The sequence below is a fragment of the Coriobacteriia bacterium genome, from assembly GCA_041658765.1.
GTDB lineage: Bacteria > Actinomycetota > Coriobacteriia > Anaerosomatales > JBAZZO01 > JBAZZO01.
In genome coordinates this window covers 118,339-131,595 of record JBAZZO010000001.1, presented here as the reverse complement: position 1 = coordinate 131,595, position 13,257 = coordinate 118,339, and the positions used below count along the sequence as shown (strand labels likewise).

General features: G+C 67.6%; 14 protein-coding genes and 1 rRNA gene. 7 read left to right on the top strand and 8 right to left on the bottom strand.

All coding sequences use genetic code 11. The annotated features are described in order from the left end of the window. The first annotated feature begins 55 nt into the window (after positions 1 to 55). Positions 56 to 736, top strand: a complete 681-nt coding sequence (locus WC971_00650) for a rhomboid family intramembrane serine protease (GenBank protein MFA5843318.1) — start codon at positions 56 to 58, stop codon at positions 734 to 736. Here WC971_00650 and WC971_00645 read toward each other — a convergent pair. Continuing rightward, a complete protein-coding gene (locus WC971_00645) occupies positions 733 to 1,122 on the bottom strand; it encodes a hypothetical protein (protein ID MFA5843317.1) in 390 nt (129 codons plus the stop codon). The genes WC971_00650 and WC971_00645 overlap by 4 nt on opposite strands. An 81-nt stretch (positions 1,123 to 1,203) precedes the next feature. Here WC971_00645 and WC971_00640 point away from each other — a divergent pair, with 81 nt between their 5' ends. The 3 genes from WC971_00640 to WC971_00630 are packed head-to-tail and all read left to right on the top strand — an operon-like array spanning position 1,204 to position 3,564. Further along, positions 1,204 to 1,911 carry an AzlC family ABC transporter permease gene (locus WC971_00640; GenBank protein ID MFA5843316.1) on the top strand — a complete coding sequence of 236 codons (708 nt, stop codon included), beginning with the start codon at positions 1,204 to 1,206 and terminating at the stop codon, positions 1,909 to 1,911. After that, entirely contained in the window at positions 1,908 to 2,234 is a 327-nt protein-coding gene (locus tag WC971_00635; GenBank protein MFA5843315.1) for an AzlD domain-containing protein, read from the top strand. Before WC971_00640 ends, WC971_00635 begins: the two co-directional genes overlap by 4 nt. A gap of 31 nt (positions 2,235 to 2,265) precedes the next feature. Continuing rightward, positions 2,266 to 3,564, top strand: coding sequence for a DUF1015 domain-containing protein (locus WC971_00630; protein MFA5843314.1), 1,299 nt, complete (start codon positions 2,266 to 2,268; stop codon positions 3,562 to 3,564). Here the strand turns inward: WC971_00630 and WC971_00625 are convergent. Further along, on the bottom strand, positions 3,519 to 4,349 hold the full coding sequence (locus WC971_00625; GenBank protein ID MFA5843313.1) for a hypothetical protein: 831 nt from the start codon (positions 4,347 to 4,349) through the stop codon (positions 3,519 to 3,521). The genes WC971_00630 and WC971_00625 overlap by 46 nt on opposite strands. Further along, entirely contained in the window at positions 4,346 to 4,591 is a 246-nt protein-coding gene (locus WC971_00620; GenBank protein ID MFA5843312.1) for a hypothetical protein, read from the bottom strand. The genes WC971_00625 and WC971_00620 overlap by 4 nt, the downstream gene beginning before the upstream one ends. 173 nt (positions 4,592 to 4,764) lie before the next feature. Here WC971_00620 and WC971_00615 point away from each other — a divergent pair, with 173 nt between their 5' ends. Beyond that, entirely contained in the window at positions 4,765 to 5,862 is a 1,098-nt protein-coding gene (locus tag WC971_00615) for an FAD-dependent monooxygenase (protein MFA5843311.1), read from the top strand. A gap of 18 nt (positions 5,863 to 5,880) precedes the next feature. Here the strand turns inward: WC971_00615 and WC971_00610 are convergent, their stop codons facing one another. After that, complete coding sequence (locus WC971_00610; protein ID MFA5843310.1) at positions 5,881 to 7,209, bottom strand: glutamine synthetase family protein; 1,329 nt, start codon at positions 7,207 to 7,209, stop codon at positions 5,881 to 5,883. A gap of 208 nt (positions 7,210 to 7,417) precedes the next feature. On the opposite strand from WC971_00610, the gene WC971_00605 reads away from it, so the two are divergent. Next, positions 7,418 to 9,007, top strand: a complete 1,590-nt coding sequence (locus WC971_00605) for a glutamate synthase-related protein (protein MFA5843309.1) — start codon at positions 7,418 to 7,420, stop codon at positions 9,005 to 9,007. A 95-nt stretch (positions 9,008 to 9,102) separates the two neighbouring features. After that, entirely contained in the window at positions 9,103 to 9,588 is a 486-nt protein-coding gene (locus WC971_00600; protein ID MFA5843308.1) for an N-acetyltransferase family protein, read from the top strand. Between the two features lie 8 nt (positions 9,589 to 9,596). On the opposite strand, the gene dcd is transcribed toward WC971_00600, so the two are convergent. From dcd to rrf, 4 genes are all read right to left on the bottom strand, one after another. Then, complete coding sequence (gene dcd, locus WC971_00595) at positions 9,597 to 10,157, bottom strand: dCTP deaminase (protein ID MFA5843307.1); 561 nt, start codon at positions 10,155 to 10,157, stop codon at positions 9,597 to 9,599. Between the two features lie 13 nt (positions 10,158 to 10,170). Next, positions 10,171 to 12,450 carry a vitamin B12-dependent ribonucleotide reductase gene (locus tag WC971_00590; protein MFA5843306.1) on the bottom strand — a complete coding sequence of 760 codons (2,280 nt, stop codon included), beginning with the start codon at positions 12,448 to 12,450 and terminating at the stop codon, positions 10,171 to 10,173. A gap of 255 nt (positions 12,451 to 12,705) precedes the next feature. Next, positions 12,706 to 12,924, bottom strand: coding sequence for a NifU family protein (locus WC971_00585; GenBank protein ID MFA5843305.1), 219 nt, complete (start codon positions 12,922 to 12,924; stop codon positions 12,706 to 12,708). Positions 12,925 to 13,093: 169 nt separating this feature from the next. Beyond that, positions 13,094 to 13,208 (bottom strand): 5S ribosomal RNA (gene rrf, locus WC971_00580). Positions 13,209 to 13,257: the final 49 nt, after the last annotated feature.

The window sequence follows — 13,257 nt, the reverse complement described above, 5'->3', positions numbered from 1 at the left end:
ATACGGAGAGCGCCTCCCCGGACGCCCACCACATGGTACCAGAGGAGTCCGACGCTTGATCCCCCTGCGCGACTACAATCCCACCCGGCGAGTGCCCTGGATGACCGTCGCGATCATCCTCGCGAACGCGGCCGTCTTCGCGGTGGAGCTGGGCGTCCCCCGCGACGCGCTCCCCGCGTTCATCGTCTCCAACGCGTTCGTCCCGGCACGCTTCCTCGCCTCGCCGTTCTCACCCTCGCAGTGGCTTACCGTCTTCGCGGCGATGTTCATGCACGCCGGCTGGCTGCACATCGGGGGCAACATGCTCTACCTGTGGATCTTCGGCAACAACATCGAGGACCGGCTCGGCTCCCTCCCCTTCCTCGGCTTCTACCTCACCGCGGGCATCGCGGCCACCGCGGCACAGACGCTCGCCTCGCCGACGTCCGCCATGCCCACCCTCGGGGCCTCCGGCGCCATCGCGGGCGTGCTCGGAGCCTACCTCGTGCTCTTCCCTGGGGCGGTGGTGCTCACACTCGTCCCGGTCTTCTTCTTCCTGGAGATCGCGCGCCTGCCGGCTTTCGTCGTCATCGGTTTCTGGTTCGTCCTGCAACTCGCCAACGGCGCGCTCTCGCTCGATCCCGCGGTCGCGGCGAGCGGAGGTGTCGCGTGGTTCGCGCACATCGGAGGGTTCGTCGCGGGCCTCGCTCTCGTCGCGCCGCTCGCGATCGCGGACCGCGCCCGCCGGAACCGCTAGCGGGCGTCGATCTCGGAGAGCATCCTCTCGACGTCGTCGACCTCGGCGAGCTGACGCCGGAAGTACTCGCAATAGTCGTCGATGCGCCGACGCTCGGAAGGGTCGACATCGCACGGCTCGGCCGAGGCGGACCGAAGACGCCGCTCGTGCGGTCTGAACACGCTGGGAGCGTCGTCGTGCGACGGCTCGTCCTCGGCGAACATCGAGAGGTCGACGGAGGTCACGAGCATGCTCGACATGCGGATGGTCACACGGATCTCCTCCCCGCACTGCGGGCAGGAGAAGACGATGTTCACGGATTCGGCGTCACCGAAAGAGACCGACGAGATGTCTTCGAGGCTGACCTCGACACGTCCATCTTTCGGGCAGATGACCGAGAACTCCATCGCGACCGCCTCCTTGATGGTGCCTCTGCAAGTATCATACCGCTCCCGAGGCCTCCATGGCCATGTGGTAGGATGGCCGGCATGTCGGCCCCAGCCCAGAGCCTCGGATCGCCGTCGACGCCCCGGCAGCGCCTGTCGCGCGGCGCGCGACTCGGTCTTCCCATCCTGCTCGGCTACGCGCCAGTCGGCGCCGCTTACGGAGTCCTCGCTACGTCGTACGGGCTGACCGCATGGCAGGCCGTGGCATCCTCCGCGACGGCGCTGGCCGGCGCGGGACAGTTCATCGGACTCTCGCTCATGCACGCAGCGGCCCCGGTCGTGGCGGTCATCACCGCGACGACGGTGGTCAACCTGCGCTACGTGCTCTTCGGGGCGACCCTCGCACCGCACCTGAGGAGGACGCCGCTCGCCGGTCAGGCCGCGCTCGCCTTCTCGATGACCGACGAGACCTTCGCGGTCAACATCGACGACCTGCGTCGAGGTTTCGGCGACCCGTGGACGATGGCGGGCGTCGGTGCGATCGCCTGGCTGGGATGGGTGGCCGGCACCGCGGTCGGCGCCCTCGGCGGATCGCTCGTCGGCGACCCTTCCCGCTGGGGAGTCGACTTCGCGATGCCGGCGATGTTCACGGCCCTGCTCGTCGGGCAGGCCGAGGACCGCAAGCGCGTCCTCGCGGGCGTGCTCGCCGCCGTCCTCGCGATCGTGCTCGCGGGCGTCCTCCCCGGGACCTGGTACATCGTCGTAGCGACACTCGCGACCGCGACCGTCGCGACGGTGATCGACCGATGAGCGCGAGCTACGTCTGGGCCGTCGTCGCCTCGATGGCCGTCGCGAACTACACGGTGCGCTTCCTCCCCATCGCGCTCGTGTCGCGTCTGCGCCTTCCCAAGCCGCTGGAGCGATGGCTCTCGTACGTTCCGGTCTCGGTCATGGCCGCCCTCGTCGCAGTCGCGGTGCTCCGGCCCGAAGGTCGCCTCGTCCTGGGTCTGGACAACCCCCGCTTGCTCGCCGCGCTGCCGACCGCGTTCGTCTTCCACCGCACGCGCAGCTTCCTCGGAGCGACGCTCGTCGGCGTCGCCGCGTTCCTCGCCTTGCGCGCGCTGCTCGGTTAGACTTTCTCGGACACCCGAGTGAGGGAGCTTCGTGGCTGCAGTCCGCCCCTTCCGCGCCGTGCTCTACGCCCGCAGCACCGGTACCGACATCACCCACCGCACGGCACCGCCCTATGACGTCATCTCGCCCGCGGACCGCGCCGCTCTGCTCGCCGCCGACTCCCGCAACGTGGTCGCTCTGGAGCTTCCTGAAGGCGCGGACGACCCGGCATCGCCGGACTACCGGTACGCGAACGCCGGGCGCACGTGGCGCTCGTGGCGCGAGAGCGGTGTCCTCATGTACGACGCGTCGCCCTCGATCTACGTGCTCGAACAGCGGTACGACCTCGGCAAGCGGGTCGTGCGTCGACGGGCGTTCGTCGCCGCTGTCGGCCTCGAGCCGTTCTCGGCCGGTATCGTCCTCCCGCACGAGCGCACGCTCCCCAAGGCTCTCGCGGATCGGCTCGAGATCACCAGGTCTTGCTCGGCGAACCTGAGCCCCGTCTTCGGACTCTTCTCCGACCCCGCCGGCGAGACCGACTCCACTTTCGAGATGGCGACGCGTGGTCCCGTCCTCGTCGAGTCGAGAGACGACGACGGCGTCGCGAGCCGAGTGTGGGCGATCCGCGACGCGGACATCGTCGCCGGGATCACCGACACCTTCGCCGCCAGACATCTCTTCATCGCGGACGGCCACCACAGGTACACCACGGCGCTCGCCTATCGGGACGAACGGCGCGCCGCGGACGCCTCAGCGGGCGTCACGCCTCGGGACCCGGCCTACGACGCCGTGATGATGGCCCTCGTGAACATGGACGACCCGGACCTCGTGGTCCTGCCGACACATCGCGTCGCCGACGCCACTGGGCCCTTCGACCCCGAAGCCTTCTGGACCGGTCTCGCTCCCTATTTCGATGTCGAGGACGCCCCGACCGGCCACCCGGCGGTGCGACTCTCTTCGGCGCGGCGTCCGACCTTCATCGTGAAGACGCGTGAGGGGACCGTCCGCATCGCTTCTCTGCGCCCGGACGTCGACCCGGTCGCAGCGATACCGGGACCGATGTCCCCCGCCTGGAAGTCGCTCGATGTAGCGGTGCTCCAGGAACTGGTGCTCTCGCCCCTGCTCGGCATCCACCCCGACAGACCGGAGACTCTCGAGCGTCTGACGTTCGTGAAGGACGCGCATGAGGCGCTGGAGATGGTGGGCACGCGCGACGTCGCGTTCATCATGAACGCGACGCGCATGGAGCAATTGCGCGATGTCGCGCTCGGGGGAGAGACCATGCCCCAGAAGTCGACGTACTTCTATCCCAAACTGCCTTCGGGGCTGCTCTTCCGCCCGCTCGACTGAGGCCCGCCAGCGCCGCGGACACCGACGCCGCGCACGCCGAGATCGACGCGCCGCGCGCACACCTCGCCGAGCCTGCACGCCTCACACTCGGGGGACTGGGGCCGGCACCACTGCCGACCGACGAGCCAGGCGGGCAGGTCGAGAAGACCGGGACAAGCGGGAGACGCACGCCGCGCCGCCTGCTGGACCGCCTCGGGCGTGTCGGAGTCGACGAGGCCGCTGCGCAGGAAGACGCGCCGCACGTGCACGTCGTAGGCGACGCGTCCGCACTGCTCGTCGATGAGGTCCACGCCGAAGTGCCTGCGAAGGATCTCGACGGTCATCGCCGCCTTCTTGCGCCCGATGCCGTCGAACGCCTCGAGACGCGCCGTCACTTCCGCGACGCCGCTGCCCGCCGCCCAGATGCGCGTCGCGTCCCCGCCGTAGGAGTCGAGCAGCCGTCGCGCCGCGGAGGAGATCCATCGCGGGAGGGTCCCGACGAACCGGTGTAGGGCGGGCGGAGACGCCACTGCCGCGGCGACGGCCTCGGGCTCGTCAGCGAGCCGTCTCATGTCGAGATGGCCGAGCCGCTCGCGCAACGCCCATGGGGCCGCCCACGCGCGCTCCGCGCGCACGCCCTGCGTGAAGAGCACGCCGATAAGGAACGCCTCGGGACTCGCCTTCAGGAAGTCGTCGGCACGCGGATCGTCGGTGAAGGCTCCGCCGACCTGCGCGGCGCGGGCTGCCGTGAGCTCCTCGCCGAACTCCCGCAGCGCCCCGCCGACCGCATCGGCCGCGCTCGTCATCCGTCGAGCCGCGGGCCGTTCCGGAGGAAGAACGCGCACGACATACACGTCTCCTTGATCGCCGTCTCCCGATCGACTTCCGTGGAGAAGATGAGCGCGGGATCGGCCGTCGCGATGTACGAAGGCTTCACGCAGAACGCGAACGCGCACTTGGCCGGGCAGCGGTCGGCAAGCTCGTTCGAGTGCGGGCAGTCCGCCTGCATCTCTTCGTCGCAGCCTCGCTGCGTCCAGCATGCGCCCATCGCGCGGCCTCCTTCGTCCGATGCGCCACATCCTAGCACGCACCGTGCCGGGCGCCGAAGCGTCTCCCGCCCGCCGACGGCGAGGGTTTCCCTTCGGACGCCGGGTCGACTAACATACTCCCGTTCGCCCCGCCGGCACGGGGCGGCATTCCCGGTGCCGTGAGGGGAGAACCTTGAAGGCGATCGGAGACACGCCGCGCATGCGGCGATACGACACCGTCGTCGTGGGCGCGGGTCCCGCGGGCGTGTGGGCGGCCAAGGAGGCGTCCGCGCGCGGGTCCGTCCTGCTCGTCGACGCCTCACCTGTACCAAGGGACAAGAGCTGCGGAGGCATGCTCAACGAGTATGCGCAGTCGTTCCTGACACCCGTCGGCAGCCTCCCCGATTCCCTCGTCCTGCACCCTCGTCACGTCAATTTCCGATATGTCGACTGGGACCGGGGCATCCGCAAGCCGACAGGGCTGCGATTCATCAACGTCGACCGGCGCGCCTTCGACGTATGGCTTCTCGACCTTCTCGACGACTGGGTCGAGGTGATCGCACCGTGCGCCCTCGAGACTCTCACGCAGGACGCGAACGGCGTCGTGGCCACCCTGCGCACGCCGGACGCCACGCACGAGGTGACGTGCGCGAACCTCGTCGGCGCCGACGGCGCGCGCTCGGCGGTGCGCCGGACGCTCGGTGTCGGGGCGACCGCGACGTACGTGACCCTACAGGACTTCGTGAAACTGCGCGGACCGCTCGAACCGTTCTTCGACTGCATCTACATGCGCGGCATAGGTGACTCCTACGCGTACTCCTACGTCGTCCCCAAAGGCGGTCGCGCCATCGTGGGCTCGGTCTTCTACCCCCGCACGAAGCGCCCCCACCTGAAACAGGACATGGCCTTGGGGATCCTGCGCGAGACCATCCCGCAACTCGGTGAGACCATCTCGCGCGAGGCAAGCGTGGCGCTGTCCGTCCGTTCGCCCCACGACGTCGTCCCCGGGGTCGGCCGTGTGCTCCTCGCCGGCGAAGCGGGCGGCTTCATGTCGCCCACTTCGGGTGAAGGGATCTCCTACGCGATGAACACCGGGCGCCTAGCGGGACTGGCGATCGCCGGTCACGACCCCGCCGACGCGCTCGAGGGGTACGCGAACGCAACGCACGACGTCCGGCGCAACATCGCGAGGAAGCTCAGATGGCTGCCGTTCATGGAGTCGCCCACGGGCAAGTACCTCGCCGGCTTCGTCCCCACGTCGCTCGTGAGCCGCGTGACGAAGGGACTCTGATCCCCGCGAGGCGAGGCGTCACAGGATCGGCAGGTACTCCTCGATCTCGAACGGCGTGACCCGTGTGCGGTACTTGTCCCATTCCATCCGCTTGTTGCGGATGAACCACTCGAAGACCTGGTCCCCCAGCGCATTGCGCACCAGTTCGCTCGACTCCATGACGCGGATCGCCTCGTACAGGTCCTCCGGCAGCGAGGCGATGCCGAGAGCGGCCCTTCCCTCGTCCGACATCTCGTAGATGTTGTCGCTGACGGGCTCAGGTAGCTGATAGCCCTTCTCGATACCCTCGAGCCCGGCGGCGAGCATGACCGCGAACGCGAGGTAGGGGTTGCACGCCGGATCGGGAGAGCGCAACTCGACGCGTGTCGCCTTCTCCTTGCCGGGCTTGTACATCGGAACGCGCACCAGGGCGGACCTGTTCCGGTCGGCCCAGCAGATGTAGACGGGCGCCTCGTATCCCGAGACGAGACGCTTGTACGAGTTGACCCACTGGTTGGTGACCGCGCAGATCTCCCGTGCGTGACGCAGAAGGCCCGCGACGTAGGACTTCGCGATCGGCGAAAGGTGGTAGGGGTCCGCCGCGTCGTAGAACGCGTTCTCCTCGCCCCGGAACAGCGACTGATGGACGTGCATGCCGCTCCCCGCCTGCCCGTAGATCGGCTTCGGCATGAACGTCGCGTAGACGTTCGCCAGCTGCGCGACCTCCTTCACCACGAGACGGTAGGTCATTACGTTGTCCGCCATCTTCGTCGCCTCGCAGTAGCGCAGGTCGATCTCGTGCTGGCTCGGGCCGACCTCGTGGTGGCTGTACTCTACCTGGATACCGAAGCGCTTCAGCGCCCGCACGGTGTCCTTGCGCAGGTCGACGGCGAGGTCGCGCGTGGTCTGGTCGAAGTACCCCGCGTGGTCGAGCACCTCGAGTTCGCGATCGCTGCGCAGGTAGTAGTACTCGAGTTCCGGTCCGATGTAGAACGTGTACCCGAGCGCCGAGGCGCGCTCGACTTGACGCCGCAACACGAACCTCGGGTCGCATTCGTATGCGGTGCCATCAGGACGGAGGATGTCGCAGAACATCGTGGCGACGAGCTGCCCGCCGGTCCTCCAAGGGAGGATCTGCAGGGTCGAAGGATCGGGCAGCGCGACCATATCGGACTCCTGGATGCGAGCGAAGCCCTGGATGGAGGAGCCGTCGAAGCCCATCCCCTCGGACATGGCGAGATCGAGCTCCTCGACGTCGATGGTGAAGCTCTTCAGGAACCCCAGCACATCGGTGAACCAGAGGTGGATGAACTCGATCTTCTTGTCCTTGATGGCCTTCACGGCGTCTTCGCGCAGGGCTTCGGGCATCCGTGCCTCCGTCTCGTCGGGGCCGGCTCGCGCCGCGCCCGTGGCCTCACCTCGGCGCCGCGGCGACCGAGGCGGGTCGGTGGTCGTGTTTCATTCGCTTTTCTGCTGTGTTTCTAACAGATTACACAACCGTTACAATGACGCCACCGCGGTGCGCTTTCAGCGGGCACCCGCGAAGCCGTCAATCACGAGTGTGAGGGAGAGAAGCATGACGCTCCAAAGACCCAACGGGAACGACGCGACCCAGACATCGAACCGCTCGCGGGACGTGGTGCCGGGTTCCGGCCTGTGCTCGCGTTGCGTCGACGGCTGCCGCGGTAACTGCGAGGTCTTCAAGGCCTCGTTCCGCGGCCGCGAGGTCATCTATCCTGGGCCTTTCGGCGAAGTCACCGCCGGCGGCGACAAGGACTACCCGGTCGATTACTCGCACCTGAACATCTTCGGCTACGCGTTCGGGGCCAAAGGGCTTCCCGGAGGCGCTGAGGGCGATTCGGACAACACGCTCTTCCCCTCCGTCGACACAGGGACGTCGTACGGGACCAAGAATCCCGTGAAGATGCGGATGCCCATCTTCACCGGCGCCCTCGGCTCGACCGAGATCGCCCGCAAGAACTGGGAGCACTTCGCGGTAGGCGCCGCCATCTCCGGCGTCTCTCTCGTCTGCGGCGAGAACGTGTGCGGCATCGACCCCGGCCTAGAGCGCGACTCCAAGGGCAAGGTCGTCGAGTCGCCCGACATGCGCCGTCGCGTGGAGTCGTACCGCCGCTACCACCAGGGATACGGCGACATCCTCGTGCAGATGAACGTCGAGGACACACGGCTCGGCGTCGCCGAGTACGTCGTCGAGAAGCTCGGAGTGGAATGCGTCGAGCTCAAGTGGGGTCAGGGCGCCAAGTGCATCGGCGGCGAGATCAAGGTCTCGGACCTCGATCGGGCTCTCGAGCTCCAGCGGCGCGGCTACTGCGTGACGCCGGACCCCTCCGACGCCGCGAACCAGGCGGCGCATCGTGACGGCGCTCTGCGGCAGTTCGAGCGCCACAGCCGCCTCGGCTTCATCGACCGCGAAGGATTCGCATCGGAGGTCGCGCGCCTGCGCTCGCTCGGCGCGAAGCGCGTCACGCTCAAGACCGGCGCCTACTCCATGCGGGAGCTCGCGATGGCGATCAAGTGGTCGTCCGAGAACCGGATCGACCTGCTCACGATCGACGGAGCCCCGGGAGGCACGGGTATGAGCCCGTGGCGGATGATGGAGGAGTGGGGCGTCCCGACGTTCTATCTGCAGAGCATGGCCCACGAGCTGTGCGAGGCGCTCGCCGCGAAGGGCGACTGGGTGCCCGATATCGCCATCGCGGGCGGCTTCTCCTCCGAGGACCACATCTTCAAAGTGCTGGCCATGGGAGCCCCTCACGTGAAAGCGGTCTGCATGGGCCGTGCGCTCATGATCCCGGGATTCGTCGGCAAGAACATAGGCGTGTGGATGGCCGAGGGCGACCTCCCGAAGAACGTCTCCCAGTTCGGCACGACGAAGGAGGAGATCTTCGTCGCCTACGAGAACATCAAGGCCGAGTTCGGCGCCGACGCGGACGCCATGCCACTCGGCGCGATCGCGTTCTACACTTTCGCCGACAAGCTCAAGGTCGGCCTGCAGCAGCTCATGGCCGGCGCGCGTTGCTTCACGGTGCCGTCCGTGAGCCGCGCGGACATCATGGCGCTCACGCGCGAGGCGTCCGAGGTCTCTGGCATCCCGTACGTCATGGACGCGTACCGCGACGACGCCATGCGCATCATCGCGGAGTAGCCCTGCCCGACCCGTCTTGGCGCCCGGCGGCGACGATGCCGCCGGGCGCTATCATGTCCAGGGGCGGACGACCGAGAGCGAGGGACGAAATGGGCGTGACCATCAGACTCGCCACCTCGCAGGACGCTCACGACATCGCACTCGTGTACAACCAGGCGGTGACGGACACCACCGCCACCTTCGACACCGAGCCCCAGACCGATGAACAGCGCATGCGTTGGCTCGCGGCCCATGATCCCCGGCACCCCGTGGTGGTGGCGGTCGAGGACGACGTGGTGATCGGCTGGGGGTCGCTCTCCTCGTGGTCCGACAGACCGGCCTACGACGGCACCGCCGAGGTGTCGATCTACGTCGAGCGGTCGAGTCTCGGCCGGGGCATCGGAGGCGCGCTCGCCGACGAGCTCGAGCGTCGCGCTCGCGACATCGGCCTACACGTCCTCGTCGCCCGGGTCTGCTCCGAGAACACCGCGAGCCTCGCGCTCTCGGAGCGCAAGGGGTTCGCGCAAGCAGGGACGCTTCACGAGGTCGGCTACAAATTCGGCCGCTATCTCGACGTGGTCCTGCTCGAGAAGATCCTATGAAGGCCGGGCTAACGTCCGCGCCATGCCTTGCTCGGCGTAGGGTCTGACTGCCCCTGGTAGCGGCTCCCGAGCCCCGGGGTGCCGTAGGGCCGATCGACCGCGCTCGTCAAACGCATGAACGAGATCTGCCCGATCGCCATGCCGGGCGTCAGCACGATGGGGAGATTCGCCACATTGCTCAACTCGAGGGTGAGTGTCCCCTCCCATCCGGGGTCGACGAAGCCCGCGGTCGAATGGATGAGAAGGCCGAGCCGTCCGAGTGAGGACTTGCCCTCGAGTCTCGCCACGATGTCGTCCGGCAACCCTACGCGTTCGACGGTCGCGCCAAGGACGAACTCGCCCGGGTGGAGCACGAACGGCTCTCCCGCGCTGGCCGTGACGAGGTCCATGAGACCGTCCTGCTCGCGGGAAGGGTCGATGTACGGGTACCGCGAGTTGCGGAAGACCTGGAATCTGGGTCCGAGGTGGAGGTCGACGCTGCTCGGCTGGATGTCGTCCGGGTCGCACGGCTCTATCCGGACGCGTCCGGCGAGCATCTGCTCCTTTATGGTGCGATCGGAGAGGATCACGGCCGAGACCGCCTCACGCGCACTTGCTGTAGCCGCACGCGCGGCAGACCATGCATCCCGACTCGTGCTCCACGGCGCCGCCGCACTCCGGACACGCACCCGACAGGTAGTCGAGGTTGTCGGACGTCTTCGCGACCCCGACGCTCGCCTTCCCCGTCGCCTGCCACTCGAGGAAGTGCTCGAGCGCGATACCCACCGCGTCGGCGCAGGAAAGGACTTTGCCGCCCGTCGCCCAAGCAGGGCTCGGGCAACGGATGCCGCGCATCTGCTTCACGATCGCCACCGGGTCGACACCGGCGCGCAGAGCCATCGAGATCATGCGGGAGAGCGCCTCCGATTGAGACGCCGCGCATCCGCCGGACTTCCCCATCGAGGTGAAGATCTCGCACAGACCGTGCTCGTCGGAGTTGATGGTGATGTACAGGTTCCCGCACCCGGTCTGGATCTTCTCTGTCCGCCCGGCGGTGACGGTCGGCCGCGGACGCGGCTCGAGCTCTCCCGGACGCGCGGCGGCAGCGGGCTCGCCCGCTTTGCCCGTCTTCCCGGTCGAGAGGACCTGGTTCTCCTTGCTGCCGTCGCGGTAGATCGTCACGCCCTTCACGCCGAGTTCGTGAGCGAGGTCGTAGACGCGGCGGACGTCCTCGGGAGTGGCCTCGTTCGGGAAGTTGACCGTCTTGCTCACGGCGTTGTCGGTGTACGTCTGGAACGCGGCCTGCATGCGCACGTGCCACTCGGGAACGATGTCGTGCGCCGTGACGAACGTCCGCTGCAGCTCGACCGGCACCTCGTCGACGCCTCGCACGGAGCCGTGCTCCGCTATGAGCGCCATCAGTTCCCGACTGTAGAAGCCCTGCTTGACAGCCATGTCCTCGAAGATGGGGTTGACCTCGACGAGCCGGTCGTTGTCCATCACGGTGCGCACGTAGCTCACGGCGAAGAGGGGCTCGATACCCGATGAGGAGTTGGCGATGATCGAGAGTGTGCCCGTCGGCGCGATGGTCGTGACCGTGGCGTTTCGGACGCGCATGCCGTCCCGGGTGTCGTAGACCGAGCCTTCGAAGTTCGGGAAGACGCCACGCTCCTCAGCGAGCTTCGACGAAGCGAGCCTCCCCTCCGCCTGGATGAAGCCCATGACCTTCTCCCCGAGCGCCACCGCTTCCTCGGAGTCGTACGCGATGCCCATGAGGACGAGCATGTCCGCCCAACCCATGACGCCGAGACCGATCTTGCGGTTGCCGCGCGCCAGCTCGGCGATCCGCTCGAGCGGGTACTCGTTCACGTCGATCACATCGTCGAGGAAGCGCACGCCGCGGTGGACCACGTCCGCGAGGCGGTCCCAGTCGACGTCGGGCTGTCCCTCCCGCATCGTCGAGAAACGGGCGAGGTTCACCGAACCCAGGTTGCACGCCTCGTACGGCAGAAGGGGCTGCTCTCCACAGGGGTTCGTCGACTCGATGTCCCCTAGCCGAGGCGTCGGGTTGTCGCGGTTGATGCGGTCGATGAAGACGATCCCGGGATCCCCGGTCGCCCACGCCATGTCGACGATCCGCTCGTATACGTCGCGAGCGTCGAGCTCGCCCGCGACCTTCCCATCGCGCGGATTGCGCAGCTCGTAGCCCGTACCTGCGCGGACGGCGTCCATGAACGCCTCCGTGACGGCGACCGAGATGTTGAAGTTCGAGAAGTCGCCGTCGGCCTTGCACTCGATGAAGCCGAGGATGTCCGGATGGTCGACGCGGAGTACCCCCATGTTCGCCCCGCGACGCGTCCCGCCCTGCTTGACCGCTTCAGTGGCCTGGTTGAAGACACGCATGAACGACACGGGGCCGCTGCTGACACCCTGGGTCGAGCGCACCATGTCGCCGCCCGGACGAAGCCTCGAGAACGAGAAGCCCGTGCCACCACCCGACTTGTGGATTATCGCCGTGTCGCGCACCGCCTCGAAGATCGACTCCATCGAGTCCTCCACGGGCAAGACGAAACACGCCGAGAGCTGTTGGAGATCCCTGCCGGCGTTCATGAGCGTCGGAGAATTGGGGAGGAAATCGAGAGAGGTCATGAGGTCGTAGAAGTCCGCCGCGACGGCCGCCGCACCCTCGTCGCCGGCCCCGTACGCGCGCTCGGCGGAGGCGATGTTCTCCGCGACGCGGATGAACATGTCCGACGGCTTCTCGGCCGGGGCACCGGCCTCGTCCTTCATGAGGTACCTGCGCTGCAGGACCTTCAGGGAGTTCGGCGAGAGCGTCTCGTCGATCGCCCTGGAATACGTCGTGGACTCGCGTGCTTCAGACATCTCAGGCCCTCCTCCGATGCACGGCTGCGTCTGGCCCATGCCCCCGCGCCCGCCGCCCACCCCGCGACGGACAGCCCGCGCACAACATATCGGGCTCGTTCATTCTGGTGCCCCCAGATATAGTGCGTCAACGCCGGCCGGACGAACGGCCGCACACGCGCTCCGAGCGGCTGGCATCCGCCGTCGGGAACCGCAGGAAGAGCGACGGACGCCGCCCGTTGGGACGACGTCCGCTGTACATCTGGAGGAGGGGTGTCAGACAGGCTCGACGCGAACGACCTCGGGAACCTCTTCCTTGAGGACGCGTTCGACACCGTTGGCGAGCGTGATCTGCGACATCGGGCAACCGCGGCACGCGCCCACGAGCCGGACCTTGACGACGCCGTCCTCGACGTCGACGAGCTCCACGTCCCCGCCGTCAGCCTGCAGGGCGGGACGGATCTTGTCGAGAGCTGCCTGCACCTGTTCCTTCATCGGGTCTTCTCCTCTCGCATCCCGTCCCCAGCTGCACGCGAGGCCGGGCCGTTCGGACCATCGGTCCGACAAGGTTATCACAATCATTACCGATCCGGTCATGTACGCGTCAGCGACCGCCATGCCAATGCGGGCGGATACGGATGTGACGGCAAGAGCCGCCGGATGTGTTCAGCAGCGTCCTACTCTCCCACGGCGGCTGCCGCAGTACCATCGGCGCTGGAGGGCTTAACTGCCGAGTTCGGGATGGGATCGGGTGTACCCCCTCCGCCATAACCACTGAACACATCCGGCGGCTCTCAAGCCGACGGACGCGTATATGCGTCTGTCAAA